This is a genomic window from Rhizobium sp. P44RR-XXIV, assembly GCF_001999485.2.
Lineage (GTDB): Bacteria > Pseudomonadota > Alphaproteobacteria > Rhizobiales > Rhizobiaceae > Rhizobium.
In genome coordinates this window covers 177,143-190,582 of the sequence record NZ_MPVZ02000025.1, presented here as the reverse complement: position 1 = coordinate 190,582, position 13,440 = coordinate 177,143, and the positions used below count along the sequence as shown (strand labels likewise).

The window sequence follows — 13,440 nt, the reverse complement described above, 5'->3', positions numbered from 1 at the left end:
GATTCCGTTAACTTTTGCCGGCGGCGTTAACCTTTTATTAACCCTATTCCTGTCAGTTGCAGCTAACGCAACGGTTGGTTAACCTCTCCTAAGAGCCGGTTAACAAGCATGAGGCTGATTGCCGTTCCCGGCCGCAGACCGGATGTCCCTTTCTATTTCAGCCACAAGGGGCACCTCGATGACCAGCATCCTCACCAACGACGCGGCTATGTCCGCACTTCAGACCCTGCGCGGGATCAATACCAACCTGCAGGATACGCAGAGCCGCGTTTCGTCCGGTTATCGCGTCGCCAAGGCGGCCGACAATGCCGCCTATTGGTCGATCGCGACGACCATGCGCTCCGACAACAGCGCTCTTTCCGCAGTATCCGACGCGCTGGGCCTGGGCGCCGCCAAGGTCGACACGGCCTATACGGCGATGGACAATGCCATTACCGTTGTGCAGCAGATCAAGGACAAGCTTGTCGCTGCGACCGAAAACAGCGTCTCCAAATCGGACGTGCAGGAAGAAGTGACCCAGCTTCAGCAGCAGCTGGAGAGCATCGCCCAATCCGCGTCCTTCTCCGGCCAGAACTGGATGTTCGCGGCTAACGGCGCTTCGGCTTCCGTGGTCTCCTCCTTCGTGCGCAACAACAATGGCACGGTCGCCGTCAACAGCACGAGCTACAGCTTCAATACCAGTTCGCAAGGCAACGTGCTGTTCGGCGCCAAGGCCAGCGGCGCGATCGACACCAGCTCGGGCATCCTCGGGACCAAGCAGAATATCAACGGCACCTCCTATTCCGTCTTCAGCCTCGATATCACCAATATGACGAGCGGCGGCATCGGCAAGGCGATGAATCTCGTGCAGGGAGCCCTTAACGCCCTGACGAGCGCGTCCTCGCAGCTTGGCTCGCTCTCGACCCGCATCGATCTGCAGACCAGTTTCGTCTCCACGCTGCGCGACACCATCGACTCCGGCGTCGGCAAGCTCGTCGATGCGGACATGGAAGAAGAGTCGAGCAGGCTGTCGGCCCTGCAGACCCAGCAGCAGCTGGCGATCCAGTCGCTGCAGATCGCCAACACCAGCGCCCAGAACGTTCTTGCTCTCTTCAAGTGAGCCTTGAGTGGAGCTTGCGCCGAGATCGCGCGGCGGCATTTCTCTCTTGTCGCCGCGTATAAGCTTTTGTTAACGTTGCCGCCAATTGATTTGCAGTCTTTGCTCAAGAGCTGGCCACGGCCGTCTTCAAAGCAATTGAAGCATCTTGTTTTAGCGACGGGCCGCGCTGGGATCTTTCCCGCTGGTGGGCATGAGGCCAATCGTTGCTGCCGGATCGGCCCGGTTTGCCAGTCCCAATGATTTACGGATTTTCAGATGAGCAATGTGACGGCAAATGGAGCCACGTCCGCGGCACTGACTGTGTTGCGCGGAATCAACAAGGATCTCGGTGTCGTGCAGGAGCAGGTCTCCTCCGGCTATGCCATCCAGAATGCAAGCGACAATCCTACCTATTGGTCGATGGCAAACACCATGCGCTCCGACCAGAGCAGCCTGTCCACGATCACGGATGCGCTCGGCCTCGGCGCTTCAAAGGTCGATACGGCATCGACTGCGATGGACACGGTCGTCAGCCTCCTGACACAGATCCAGACCAAGCTGGTTTCGGCAAAAGAGGCGGGTACGGACAAGAACGCCATCAACTCCGACATCCAGCAGCTCAAGAATCAGCTGCAATCAGTCACGCAGTCGGCATCCTTCTCCGGCGAGAACTGGCTTTACAACAACAGCGCCAATCCCAGCACGCAGCAGTCGGTGATCAGTAATTTCACCCGTGGTGCAGGCGGCCAGGTAAGCCTCACCACGATCGGTTACGACAGCTCTCAAACCCTGATGATCGATACCACCGATGCCAGCAAGGGGTTGCTGACCAAGAACATCGATGCGAGCACGCTCGGCACATCGAGCGGCGGCAGCACGCCGGCTCGCAACTACTATCTTCTGGCCGCTGATTCAGGCACAACGCCGGCCGGCGGCACCGAAATCGCCATTTCGAGCAGCACGACGGATGACGAGCTGACCGATATGATCAATGTCACGAATTCACTTCTGAAGTCGGCAACCTCGGCCGATTCGACGCTCGGCCTGATGAAGTCGAATATCGACGATCAGTCGGACTATATTTCCAAGCTCAGCGACGCCATCAAGGTCAGTGTCGGAGATCTCGTCGATACGAAGATGGAAGAAGCGGCGGTGCGTCAGAGCGCATTGCAGACGGCGCAGCAGATGGGCATCCAGTCCTTGTCGATCGCCAACAGCATGGCGAGCAAGGTGTTGATTCTCCTTCAGGCGAAATGATGCATCGGGCGGCGCGGCAAGAGTGCCAAAGCTGCCCCGCATTCATCCTCGCACAAGTTTGACTGCCTACGGTTCGGCGCAGTGGCATGGTTGCGAAGCTTGCCGGAGATATCAGTCATCTCCTGTGCGCGCCACCAGAGGACGGAAACCGGAAGCGTGATGATCAACGTTTTGAGAATGGGAAATGATCGGCCCTCTTGTGGCATCGACTTGCAGCGTCTTGCCGACGCGAATGTGGAGATGCGCGCGTGAGTTTGACACTGTCCCGATATCTCAAGGATTTCAGCGTCGAACAGGCTCCGCCCGCAGGCATTGCCGATATGGTTTTCGCGGAGCCGATGGAGTTTCCGGAAAGCGCAGTGGAGCCGCCGGTCGATGTCGAGGCTGAACGCCGCGCCGCCTATGCGGAGGGCCATGAGGCGGCGACACAGGATCTCTCTCAAAAGCATCGGGCCGAGCTCGATGCGATGAACGAAACCTTTCGCGCCGAGGCCGATGCCTTGCGAGCACGGTACGAAGAGCAGGCGGCGGAAAGAATAGCTGCGGACATGACCCGCATCGCCACCATGCTCGGGCAGGCAATCAGTGCGGAAGCGGCCGCAGTCCTTGCGCCGATCATGACGGAAACGCTGGCGAACAAGGCAGTCGCCGATCTTGCGGATTTGGTCAGGTCGGCAATTCTTGACGGTGGCGCAGGCCCGATCTCTGTGAGCGGTCCCGCTCATCTCTTTGAGGCGCTCCAGGCCAAGCTCGGTGAAGAGGCTGCTCTCCTGCGCCATATCGAGGCGCAGGACGTCGATCTCACCGTCACCATCGGCGAGAGCGTTCTCGTGACACGCATGTCTGCCTGGGCCGCCAGCCTGAAAGAGATTCTGAAATGAGTGACGGCGATCAAAATCACGGCAAGCATGAGATCATCATCGTCAAGCGTCATGGTGGTGGCGATCACGAAGGCGGTCATGGTGGCGCGTGGAAGATCGCCTATGCCGACTTCATGACGGCGATGATGGCCTTCTTCCTGGTGATGTGGCTGGTGAATGCCGCCAACGAGGAGACGAAGGCTTCCGTCGCCTCCTATTTCAATCCCATCAAGCTTGCCGACGAAAAGCCGACGGAAAAGGGCCTCAAGAAGCCTGTCGACCAGGCTGACGGCGAGAAGAATCAGCAAAAATCGAACAAGCCGCAGGATAATCCGAACGACGGCAAATCCGCCAAGACGGGTGAAGACCTGACATCCACCTCGGGCGACCAGACGAACTATTCCGAAGCCGATTTCTTCGAGAACCCCTATTCGGTTCTGGCCGAAATCGCCCAGGAGGTCGGTCAGCAGGCCAATGTCAGCGCCAAGGGCGAGGGCGGTGCTGCGCAGTCCGGCCCGGCCACGGGCGCCGATGGCGGTCAGGCCTATCGCGATCCATTCGATCCGGATTTCTGGACCAAGCAGGTTCAGGTTTCCAGCGCATCGAAAAAGGCGAACGAGGAACAGTCCGCCAAATCGGATCAATCGCCGAAGGGAGAGGTCGTGGCCTTGTCCAAGGCGACGGCTGCCGACAGCGGTCAACCGGCCAGCCAGACGGAAACTCCTGAGCAACAGCCGACACAGAGCGAACAGCAGGCATCCGCCAAGCAACAGGACAAGCCAGGACAGCAACAGCTCGCCAGCAAGACGGTGCAAAGCGACGCCTCGACGTTCGAGGATAATGCCGCCGTCGCCCAGAATAAGGATGTCACGCCGACGAAAGCCCAGCAGCAGGAAGCCAAGCAACTGCAGCAGGAAATTCAGTCGCAGATCGGTGGGGTCGCCGGCCAACTGGCGGAGGGTCTGGAAGTCACTGCGGCTGAAGGCGGTGTGCTCGTGACGATCTCCGACCAGAGCAACGATCCGATGTTCAATATCGGTTCTGCCGTGCCGCGCCGGGAAATGGTGCTGGCGATGGAAAAGATCGGCAAGGTCCTGTCCGAACGTAAGGGTTCGATCCTGGTCCGTGGTCACACAGACGGACGCCCCTATATGGTCGGCGGCCGCAACGACAACTGGCGCCTGTCGCTCGATCGCGCCCAGAGCGCCTATTACATGCTGACAAGCGGTGGTCTGGATGAGAAGCGGATCGTGCAGGTTTCAGGTTTCGCTGACCGCCGGCTGAAGCTGCCCGACGATCCCTTCAACGATGCCAATCGTCGCATCGAGATCCTGATTGCCGCCCCGGCGAGCCAGGCTGCGCAGGACCCCGCCACACCGGACACCCAGAACCCTGCGAAGCCTGCCTCGGGCAAAGGCAAGCCAGGACAAGGCAAGCAGGGATAGGTCATGGCGCGCAAACAGCATCGTCGTCGCCTCGCACTTGCGCTGACCTTCGGCATGCTCGCGCCAGCGGGCGCTCGTGCCGAGGGGCAGGACAGCTTGCCGCTCTACAAGATGCTGCGCTCGCTCGAATTCGTCCAGGATTCCGTGGTTGCGGGCGATAGTTCAGCCGGCGAGATGCAACGCTTTCTGCTGGCTACCATCGACGAGCGCCTGCGCAATGCTGATAAATCCGTCTTTGAAGACAGCCGCAATGCCGATGCGGCGCTGATCTACGCGATGAGCGGCGGCAATCCGGAAACGCTCGAATATCTGATGTCGCGCGACATTAATGGCAATTTCGACAATCGCGTTGCCGATGTGCTCAGGAAATATCTGAACGGCAAGGGGCTGCTGGTCGTCAACACGCTCGCAGACATTGCCAGGGAATATCGCGACAAGCCTATCGGCCCCTATCTTTCCCTCGTTGCCGGCAACGTCATGTCGGGCAAGAATGCTCCGGCTGCGTTGAAGCTCTACGACTGGGCGCGGGTGATGGCACCCGGGACGATCGTCGAGGAATCGGCACTGCGCCGTTCGCTCGCCTTGTGTGCCGATTCCGGGCTGGTGCCGTTGGGGCTCGAATATGCGCAGCGCTATACCAGACGCTTCCTGCATTCCCCCTATGCCAGCCAGTTCGCCGATCTCTTCGTGCAGCTGGTGGTGGATCACGATTCCGACGTCAAGCAGCAGGATATCATCGACATTCTCTCCTTCATGGATCCTCCCCGGCAAAGGGAGATCTATCTGCGCATGGCGCGACGCGCGGCGATTGCCGGCAAGTCTGACCTTGCTGCCCTGGCGGCGGACCGTGCTCAGGCCATAACGAATGATGGCAGCGATGCTTTCAGCGCCTTGGCGGGCTTTTATGGCGGGGTGGCTGGTGTATCGACGCCTGGCCTCGAAGCGGCAATCAGCAATCTCAATCAGATGCCCGCTGGGGAATTGAATGCACAGGATCGGGCCTTGCGCGACGCTGCAAAGGCAGTGGCGCAGGAGATCCTGCGCACGCCAGATCCTGCAAGCCTCGGGCAAGGCAATGTTTCTAACCTGCCCAATCAACAGAGTACTGAACACGATGCTGCTGTGACGAATCAAGCGGGAGGCCAATCTCCCGGCACGGCGGGTGTTGAGCAGGGGGCAGCTACAAAAGCAGCTCCCGCCCCGGAGGGAGGGCGGCAGGAGGCCGACTCTTCGTTCAACGCATTCGTCACGACGAGCCGCTCGAAGCTGGATGCCATCGACGGCCTGTTGAAGCAAGAAAGTCATTGATCATGAACGACATCGGTGTATCCGGCGCCTCATCCGGGGCGGATATTCTTGCTGCCGCGAAAGGTGCCCGCTCCGGGAAGCAGGACAGCGGCAAAGGCTTTCTCGACGCCCTGTCGAACTCGCTTGGCAATGGGTCCAAGTCATCCGGCACGAAGGGCAATACCAGTGCGGGAGCGAATGCAGCTACCACCAGCAGCACCGATCCGGACGAAGATGCAGGCGCGACAAAGACGGCGACGGGCAATCCCGCGGCGCTCGCACTTGCCATTGATGAAAGCGCCAATGCCGGAGCGGCGATGATCGACACATCTGCAGCCAATCTCGCCAATCCTGCCGGACTGACCAAGGGATCGAAGTCTCCGCAAGGGGCAGCTGCTCTCTCGCTCACGAAATCTCTGATCGAACTGCAGAAGGCAGCTTCGGCGACAGCCCAGGCCGATCCGGCTTCTACACAAACCGATGCTGCCGCCATATCGACGGACCCGGCCGCGCCGACCACCGACGCTACCAAGATGCCGACACAGATTGATGCGTCGGCTCAGCTTGCCGACATTGCGCAGCAATTGGCCGAGGCCGTGGGTGCGGGCGGACATCCCGCTGTCGCGGATGGCAATGGCAAGGCACCCGCCGTGAAAGATACGAAGGATGCGGCCACCACTGATGACGGTAAGGCAACGTCGACGCAAGGCGCCCAGGTGGCCAACACAATCTCTGACGCGCTGTCGCTCCTGAATGTCCCGCAAGCCGCTGCTGCAGCTCAAAGCGCGATGACGACGACCGGGCAGGCAACGGGCGATACCAAGATTCAGGGCGTGCCGCTTTCCAATACGACGCTTAAGGGAACCACCGCGGATTCCATGCCGTCCGAAGATGGCACAGCAACGGATTCGTCGCAGACCTTCCGGTTGACGCGTGCTGACGGGCGAAGCGGCGCGCTGGATATGTCCATCTCCAAGAAGGGTGACGACGCCGCCGAGGTCAAGGTAGATGCTCCTGCGAGCGGCGACCTGCCGGCCGTTACCGTTCTTGATTCTCGACGTTACCTCGGGCTTGCTGCCAACTCCGCGCTGGTCGCCGGTTCGCTGGCTGGTGACCGCGAGTGGTCGGCAGCGATGCAGCCGGGCTCGGCGCTTTCCAATGCTGCGAATTTGTCCAGCACGGGCAAGGTCGTCAACACGCTGAAGATCCAACTCAATCCCGACAACCTTGGCAATGTTACCGCGACGATGCGGCTTTCGGGCGATCAACTCAGCGTCGATCTGAAGGTGCAGACCGGAGAAGCCTACAGGCAGCTGCATGCGGATCAGAGCCATATGGTCGATGCGCTGCGGGCTCAGGGCTACCAGGTCGACAGCATCACCGTCACTATGGCCTCGAATGCGGATCAACAGTCGGATAGCGGTCGGCAGTCCGGATCGAATCAGTCTCAGCAGCAATCCCTGTTGAACCAGGGGCAGGGCGGTGACGCACGTCCGAAAGGCCAGAACTATTCGGGGCAGCAGGCAAATGGAAACAATGGCAATCGCAGCTCGGCGGAACGTGGCGCGGAAGATGGCGCTGCTGGCAACACTCAGCGTTCTCGCTCTGGGGCAGTTTACCTCTGATGCTCTCGCATCGGGAAACGCAACGCCACCCGACAATGGTGCAGCCGGCCTCTGCGAACGCGAAATCCAGTCAGCCGCTGCAAAATACGGCATACCGGAAGGGATTCTCTACTCGGTCGGTTTGACGGAAACCGGGCGCAAGGGATCGCTTTATCCCTATGCGCTCAACGTCGAGGGCAAGCCGATTTTCCCTCCGTCGGAGAATGCCGCTCTGCAGGTTTTTGCAGCTGCGCGGCAGAACGGAGCGAAGCTTATCGATGTCGGATGCATGCAGATCAATCAGTATTTTCACGGTGAAAATTTCACCTCTGTGACTGCCATGTTCGATCCGCGTAGTAATGTCGAGTATGCCGCCAAGTTTCTCCGCAATCTGCATGACAGGCATGAGACCTGGACGATGGCGGTAGCAAGATACCACGCAGGTCCGAACAACGACCCCGCCCAGAAGGTCTATGTTTGTCGCGTCATCGCCAATCTGGTGGCAACGGGCTATGGCAAATGGACGGCCAACGCGGCAACTTTCTGCCAGAATTAGAACGCCCATAGGTTGTATTGCCTATCCGGTTAGCTGACGCTAACCCTTATGTCGAGGTTGACTGCCATCTCTTTGCCTGAAATGCGCATATTAACGATAAGCTAACTAACAACTTTTTTATCGGTGTAAACCGCAAGGCACCCACTACATCTAGTGCAAATCGCACCTCTAAAGTTAATCAATTATTAATTTCCGTCACTCATTTCCGACAGTTGTTCGTGATTCGCCCGATTCGTACCCATAGTCCATCGAAACACCACACTGATTCGGAGGCGGACGAATGATCGTAGTGGTTGATGAGCGAGAGCTTGTTAAGGACGGATATACATCACTGTTTGGGCGGGAGGGCATCCCGTCTACGGGATTTGACCCTCGCGAATTTGGCGAATGGGTCACGACGGCGGCAGAGGGCGATATTGCTGCTGTTGAAGCGTTTTTGATCGGACAAGGGCAGCACGTTCATGAGCTCCCAAGAGCGATTCGTGACCGTACGACTGCACCGGTGATCGCTGTCAGCGATCAACCTTCGCTGGAGTCGACGCTTGCACTCTTCGATTGCGGTGTCGACGATGTCGTACGCAAGCCGGTGCATCCCAGAGAGATTCTGGCACGAGCCGCGGCGATCCGCCGGAGGCTCAAGGCCATCAGCAACTATACCGATGTCGGACCGGTTCGCATCTTTGCGGATGGGCGCGATCCGGAAATCAACGGCGACGTTTTCGCATTGCCGCGGCGCGAGCGTCGTATCCTGGAATACTTGATCGCTAATCGCGGTCGCCGGGTGACGAAGACGCAGATCTTCAACGCGATCTACGGCATCTTCGACGAGGAAGTCGAAGAGAACGTCGTCGAAAGCCATATTTCGAAGCTGCGCAAGAAGCTGCGCAAGAAGCTCGGTTTTGACCCTGTCGATTCCAAGCGCTTCCTTGGCTATTGCATCGACTGGAGCTGAGGCTTCAATCGGCTACTAACCTCCAGAATTTGGCTAAGGGCCGGGAATCCAGTGATTCCCGGGCCCTTGCTTTGTCGGCGCACCTGGCCATTGCCCGGATTCTATGGTGCGTTGTTTCTTACATTTCTCTCCTGTATCGCGCCACACGCGGGCATTGCTTCGCTTCTCGCAGCGTCATTTTCCGATGATCGTTTTTTCGTCTTCTCAGACAGCTTCACGCAAGGCCCGCCACCTACTCTTGGTCGCATCAAGGATAACGAGGATTCCAGATGAGGAATTTCGACAGCATGAGGGCCGCGATTGCGGAGCGGAATGCACAGACGGTTCGTCTGGGCACCGCTTTCGGCATCGGCGCCAATGCGATGTCGGCTCATGATGGCTTCGTCGTATCTCAGAACGCTTGCAGACGGTCGTTTGCGGTCATTTCGGGGACCTTCTCACGGGATGCAAACGACAATCTGGAGTCCGCCGGCCTCATTCTGATGGGCTATCCCGACACATCCGGCGCGCCATCGGCCAATCTGCGGCGCTAAAACGAATAGGGTATCGAGTCAGTCATGTCGCTCACAACAGCTCTCAATAACGCGCAGGCAATATTCAACAATACCGGCACGCAGAGCAGTGTCGTGTCGAACAATATCGCCAATGCGAGCAACACGGATTATTCGCGTCGGCAGGCTGTGCTGACGACAAACGGCGCCGGCGCACAGGTCGTCAAGATTGCCCGCAGCGACGAGCCGGCATTGCAGAAGGCATACCTTGCCAACGCCTCTTCGGACGCGGCGCAGCAGCTGCTTTTGAATGCCTACAGCAACCTTCAATCGACGACACTCGGCGGCAATGCCAACGAGATCGCACCCTCGACCTATCTTTCGGCGTTCCAGACCGCGATGCAGACCTATTCGGGGTCGCCATCCAGCACGACGGCAGCGCAGTCCGCCATCAATGCGGCCCAGAGCCTTGCCACGTCGCTCAACAATGCCACGACCGCTGTACAGAACGCCCGGTCCGACGCCGACAAGCAGATCAGCTCCGACGTCGATACGCTGAACGGCCTGTTGAAGCAGTTCCAGGACGCGAACGATGCAGTGAAATCTGCGAGCACGGCCGCCGGTCCCACATCGAATGCGCTTGCCGACGCGATGGATCAGCGCGATTCGATCCTGAAACAGATTTCGCAGATCGTCGGCGTTACGCCAGTGACGCGCGGCAATAACGATATGGCGCTGTACACATCGAGCGGCACGACGCTGTTCGAGACCATTCCGCGCACTGTGACCTTCACGCCGACGAATTCCTATACGGCAGGTACCACCGGCAACAACGTCTATATCGACGGTGTTGCGCTCACCCCCGGCCAAGGCGCAACCACGACCGCGCAGGGCACGCTTCAGGCGGCGCTTCAGGTTCGCGACGATGTCGCACCGACCTATCAGAAGCAGCTCGATGAAATTGCGCGCGGCCTGGTGACGACCTTCGCGGAGACGAATAGCGACCCGACAAAGCCGACGCTGCCCGGTCTCTTCACATGGAGCGGGGGCACCGTCCCAACAGGCGCTACCGCCGTTGCGGGCCTCGCTGGCTCGATAACCGTTAATTCGAAATTAGTCACGTCTCAAGGTGGCAATCCGTCATTGCTGCGTGATGGTGGTATTAACAACACCTCGACGGAAACTGGCTACACCAAGAATACCAGCGGCGACAGCGGCTATTCTACACAGCTTGATGCCTACATCACTGGCATGAATACGAAGATGAACTTCGACCCGAAAGCTGGCTCCGACAGCAAGGCCAGCCTTATGGACTATGCATCCAGCTCTATCGGCTGGCTCGAGGGGCAACGTAGCTCGGCGACGACAGCGGCGGAAAATACCTCTGCGGCCGTATCGCGTTCCTCGACTGCCTATTCGAATGCGACCGGCGTCAACCTCGACGAAGAACTGACGCTGATGATGGATATCGAGCAGTCCTACAAGCTGGAACCAAGATATTGAACGCCGTCAACGAGATGCTTCAATCGGTACTGGATATTGCGAGCTAAGCCATGAAACTCTCTTTCATTTCAAGCCAAGCCATTCAGAACGCCATGCGCCAGACGATCCGTCAGGCGCAGAATGAAATGACCAGTGCGTCCACCGAGGCAACCACCGGCGTCTATGCCGACATCGGCGTCGCGTTGGGTAGCAATACCGCGCTCAGCGTCAACCTTACGAGGGACGTGTCGCGCATCGATTCCATTCTCGGCAGCAATTCGATTGCAAGCCAGCGGATGACGTCGTCGCAGACTGCCCTGACCGGCATGGGCACGCAGGCGCAGAAGCTGATGGATCAGCTGGTGGCTCTGCGCGGAAGCACCGACAGTACCAGCATAGCACTGACCCAGCAGGTCGCGACATCGGCGCTATCGAGCGTCATCGCGTCGGGCAATACCATGGTCAACGGCGAATATCTTTTCGCCGGCACCAACACGGATGTGCAGCCGATGACGGATAAATCTGCGTCGACGAATGCAGCGATCCAGACGGCACTGTCCGCTTATGCGACAGCCAATGGTACCACGATAGACAAGCTCACCGGCGCTCAGATGAAAGATTTCATCACGACCAAGGTCGAGCCCATGTTCACATCCGATAGCGGCTGGGCCAGCTGGTCGAGCGCGTCGGATCAGAACATGACGAGCCGGATCAGCAATTCGGAAGTCATCGAAACCTCGACGAATTCCAACTCGGCGGGCATGCGCTACATGGCGCTGGCAAGCACGGTCGCCAATGCATTGACGGGCACGACGCCGGCGCTCAATCAGGATGCGCAGAACGCCGTTACCGATCAGGCCATCAGCTACGCGCGCCAGGCGATCGATGGATTGAACAGCCAGGCAAGCCAGCTCGGCCTCTCGCAATCGCGCCTGACGGATGCGAACACGACGCTGAACGCGCAGAAGACCATTCTGAATACCAACATAGGCGACCTGACGGGCGTGGATCCCTATGAGGCCTCGACCAAGGTCAATAGCCTCCAGACCCAGCTTGAAACCGCCTACACCATTGTCTCGAAGATCCAGCAGCTAAGTCTTGTAAATTACCTTTGATGATCAAAGGGAAGGAATGACCAGGAAGGATGCATGAATGTATCAGTTCTCATATGCGGAAGTCCTGCAGGATGCAGTGGCCGACGCCAAGGAAAGAGAACGGCAAGTTCTGGACCGGTCGGTAGCTCTTCTCTCTGCGGCCCGTGATGCGGGGAAATACGGCCGCGAAGCGATTGAGGCCCTCTACTATACGCGGCGCGTATGGGTCAGTTTTGTCGAGGATCTCAAAAGCCCGGAGAACCAGCTCAACGTCGAACTGCGGGCCAACCTAATCTCGATCGCCATCTGGATTTTGAAGGAATGCGATCGAATCCGGCGGCGCCAGTCGGAAAACTATCAAGGCATCATCGATGTCACCACCATCATCAGGGATGGACTTAAATGAAAAGTACGCTTCGTATATCGCTTAAAGCCGGGGAAAAGATCTTTATCAACGGGGCCGTCCTGCGCGTCGATCGCAAGGTTGCTCTGGAATTCCTGAATGATGTGACATTCCTGCTTGAAAACCACGTGCTTCAGCCCGAGGAAGCCAAGACCCCGCTGCGCCAGCTCTATTTCATCGCGCAGATGATCCTCATCAATCCCGAGGGCAAGGAGCAATCGACGGCGATGTTCCGCAAGTCGATCGTCATGCTGCTGTCGTGCTTCCACAATGAGGAAGTGCTGGCCGAGCTGAAGCGTATCGACGGCCTCGTCGCCACCGGTCGCGCCTTCGACGCCTTGAAGGCGATCCGCGGGCTCTATCCGGTCGAAGACAACATTCTGAACAATCAGGAAATGCCGGCGGCTACGATCGAGCATATCCGCCGGGAGATTGCTCCATGGCAACGGTAGACGCCGTTAACAACAGCAGCTCTTCGAGCAATTCAGCGCAGAATGCCGCTACGGCGGGTGCGAGCGCTACCCTGAACTATAACAACTTCCTGCAGCTCCTCATCGCGCAGATGAAGAACCAGGATCCGACCGCGCCGATGGATGCGACCCAGCAGATTTCCCAGCTGGCAAGCTTTTCTCAGGTCGAACAGCAGATCCAGACGAACTCGCACCTGGAAACGGTGCTGCAGAACCAATGGATCTCGCAGGCCTCCGATTATATCGGCAAGCAGATCATGAGCGCCGATGGCAAGACCACAGGCACGATCAAGGAAGTGACCGTCTATACGGACGGTATCATTGCCCAGACCAGTGCTGGCGACAAGATTCTCATCCAGGCCGGCGTAACGATCGCTCCGGCCGGTACGGTCATTGATACGCCGTCGTCGTCGAGCGATACTAGCACCGATGATTCGTCGGATTCGTCCGGCAGCTAATAA

The 13,440-nt window shown here is 58.5% G+C and carries 13 protein-coding genes and 1 pseudogene; all 14 read left to right on the top strand.

Annotated elements, in window-relative coordinates:
• The first annotated feature begins 178 nt into the window (after positions 1-178).
• The 14 genes and pseudogenes from BSK43_RS06255 (at position 179) to flgD (ending at position 13,437) form a co-directional block, all read left to right on the top strand.
• Complete coding sequence (locus tag BSK43_RS06255) at positions 179-1,099, top strand: flagellin (RefSeq protein WP_077468699.1); 921 nt, start codon at positions 179-181, stop codon at positions 1,097-1,099.
• A gap of 255 nt (positions 1,100-1,354) precedes the next feature.
• Positions 1,355-2,335 carry a flagellin gene (locus BSK43_RS06250; RefSeq protein ID WP_077468700.1) on the top strand — a complete coding sequence of 327 codons (981 nt, stop codon included), beginning with the start codon at positions 1,355-1,357 and terminating at the stop codon, positions 2,333-2,335.
• A gap of 248 nt (positions 2,336-2,583) precedes the next feature.
• Complete coding sequence (locus BSK43_RS06245) at positions 2,584-3,216, top strand: hypothetical protein (protein WP_077468702.1); 633 nt, start codon at positions 2,584-2,586, stop codon at positions 3,214-3,216.
• Complete coding sequence (locus BSK43_RS06240; protein ID WP_077468703.1) at positions 3,213-4,640, top strand: MotB family protein; 1,428 nt, start codon at positions 3,213-3,215, stop codon at positions 4,638-4,640. The genes BSK43_RS06245 and BSK43_RS06240 overlap by 4 nt, the downstream gene beginning before the upstream one ends.
• A gap of 3 nt (positions 4,641-4,643) precedes the next feature.
• Positions 4,644-5,948 (top strand): chemotaxis protein MotC, encoded by a 1,305-nt coding sequence (gene motC, locus BSK43_RS06235; protein WP_077468704.1) that lies wholly within the window; start codon positions 4,644-4,646, stop codon positions 5,946-5,948.
• Between the two features lie 2 nt (positions 5,949-5,950).
• Positions 5,951-7,552, top strand: a complete 1,602-nt coding sequence (locus BSK43_RS06230; protein ID WP_077468705.1) for a flagellar hook-length control protein FliK — start codon at positions 5,951-5,953, stop codon at positions 7,550-7,552.
• Positions 7,500-8,087 (top strand): lytic transglycosylase domain-containing protein, encoded by a 588-nt coding sequence (locus tag BSK43_RS06225; RefSeq protein WP_077468706.1) that lies wholly within the window; start codon positions 7,500-7,502, stop codon positions 8,085-8,087. The genes BSK43_RS06230 and BSK43_RS06225 overlap by 53 nt, the downstream gene beginning before the upstream one ends.
• A 280-nt stretch (positions 8,088-8,367) precedes the next feature.
• On the top strand, positions 8,368-9,039 hold the full coding sequence (locus tag BSK43_RS06220) for a winged helix-turn-helix domain-containing protein (RefSeq protein ID WP_068397132.1): 672 nt from the start codon (positions 8,368-8,370) through the stop codon (positions 9,037-9,039).
• A gap of 269 nt (positions 9,040-9,308) precedes the next feature.
• On the top strand, positions 9,309-9,572 hold the full coding sequence (locus tag BSK43_RS06215) for a hypothetical protein (protein ID WP_077468707.1): 264 nt from the start codon (positions 9,309-9,311) through the stop codon (positions 9,570-9,572).
• A gap of 24 nt (positions 9,573-9,596) precedes the next feature.
• Positions 9,597-11,080: pseudogene (flgK, locus tag BSK43_RS06210) on the top strand (flagellar hook-associated protein FlgK).
• A gap of 3 nt (positions 11,081-11,083) precedes the next feature.
• The gene (locus tag BSK43_RS06205; protein WP_077468709.1) at positions 11,084-12,127 is read left to right on the top strand and encodes a flagellar hook-associated family protein; all 1,044 of its coding nucleotides are present in this window, start codon (positions 11,084-11,086) and stop codon (positions 12,125-12,127) included.
• A 37-nt stretch (positions 12,128-12,164) separates the two neighbouring features.
• On the top strand, positions 12,165-12,512 hold the full coding sequence (gene flaF / locus BSK43_RS06200) for a flagellar biosynthesis regulator FlaF (RefSeq protein ID WP_068397121.1): 348 nt from the start codon (positions 12,165-12,167) through the stop codon (positions 12,510-12,512).
• Positions 12,509-12,961 (top strand): flagellar biosynthesis repressor FlbT, encoded by a 453-nt coding sequence (gene flbT / locus BSK43_RS06195; protein ID WP_077468710.1) that lies wholly within the window; start codon positions 12,509-12,511, stop codon positions 12,959-12,961. Before flaF ends, flbT begins: the two co-directional genes overlap by 4 nt.
• The gene (flgD, locus tag BSK43_RS06190; protein WP_077468711.1) at positions 12,949-13,437 is read left to right on the top strand and encodes a flagellar hook assembly protein FlgD; all 489 of its coding nucleotides are present in this window, start codon (positions 12,949-12,951) and stop codon (positions 13,435-13,437) included. The genes flbT and flgD overlap by 13 nt, the downstream gene beginning before the upstream one ends.
• The last annotated feature ends 3 nt before the right edge of the window (positions 13,438-13,440 follow it).

What these genes read in the sequence shown, in the direction of transcription:
- BSK43_RS06255 (WP_077468699.1), top strand. Translation starts at nt 179, where the DNA reads ATGACCAGCATCCTCACCAACGACGCGGCTATGTCCGCACTTCAGACC.
- BSK43_RS06250 (WP_077468700.1), top strand. Translation starts at nt 1,355, where the DNA reads ATGAGCAATGTGACGGCAAATGGAGCCACGTCCGCGGCACTGACTGTG.
- BSK43_RS06240 (WP_077468703.1), top strand. Translation starts at nt 3,213, where the DNA reads ATGAGTGACGGCGATCAAAATCACGGCAAGCATGAGATCATCATCGTC.
- motC (WP_077468704.1), top strand. Translation starts at nt 4,644, where the DNA reads ATGGCGCGCAAACAGCATCGTCGTCGCCTCGCACTTGCGCTGACCTTC.
- BSK43_RS06230 (WP_077468705.1), top strand. Translation starts at nt 5,951, where the DNA reads ATGAACGACATCGGTGTATCCGGCGCCTCATCCGGGGCGGATATTCTT.
- BSK43_RS06225 (WP_077468706.1), top strand. Translation starts at nt 7,500, where the DNA reads ATGGCGCTGCTGGCAACACTCAGCGTTCTCGCTCTGGGGCAGTTTACC.
- BSK43_RS06220 (WP_068397132.1), top strand. Translation starts at nt 8,368, where the DNA reads ATGATCGTAGTGGTTGATGAGCGAGAGCTTGTTAAGGACGGATATACA.
- BSK43_RS06215 (WP_077468707.1), top strand. Translation starts at nt 9,309, where the DNA reads ATGAGGAATTTCGACAGCATGAGGGCCGCGATTGCGGAGCGGAATGCA.
- BSK43_RS06205 (WP_077468709.1), top strand. Translation starts at nt 11,084, where the DNA reads ATGAAACTCTCTTTCATTTCAAGCCAAGCCATTCAGAACGCCATGCGC.
- flaF (WP_068397121.1), top strand. Translation starts at nt 12,165, where the DNA reads ATGTATCAGTTCTCATATGCGGAAGTCCTGCAGGATGCAGTGGCCGAC.
- flbT (WP_077468710.1), top strand. Translation starts at nt 12,509, where the DNA reads ATGAAAAGTACGCTTCGTATATCGCTTAAAGCCGGGGAAAAGATCTTT.
- flgD (WP_077468711.1), top strand. Translation starts at nt 12,949, where the DNA reads ATGGCAACGGTAGACGCCGTTAACAACAGCAGCTCTTCGAGCAATTCA.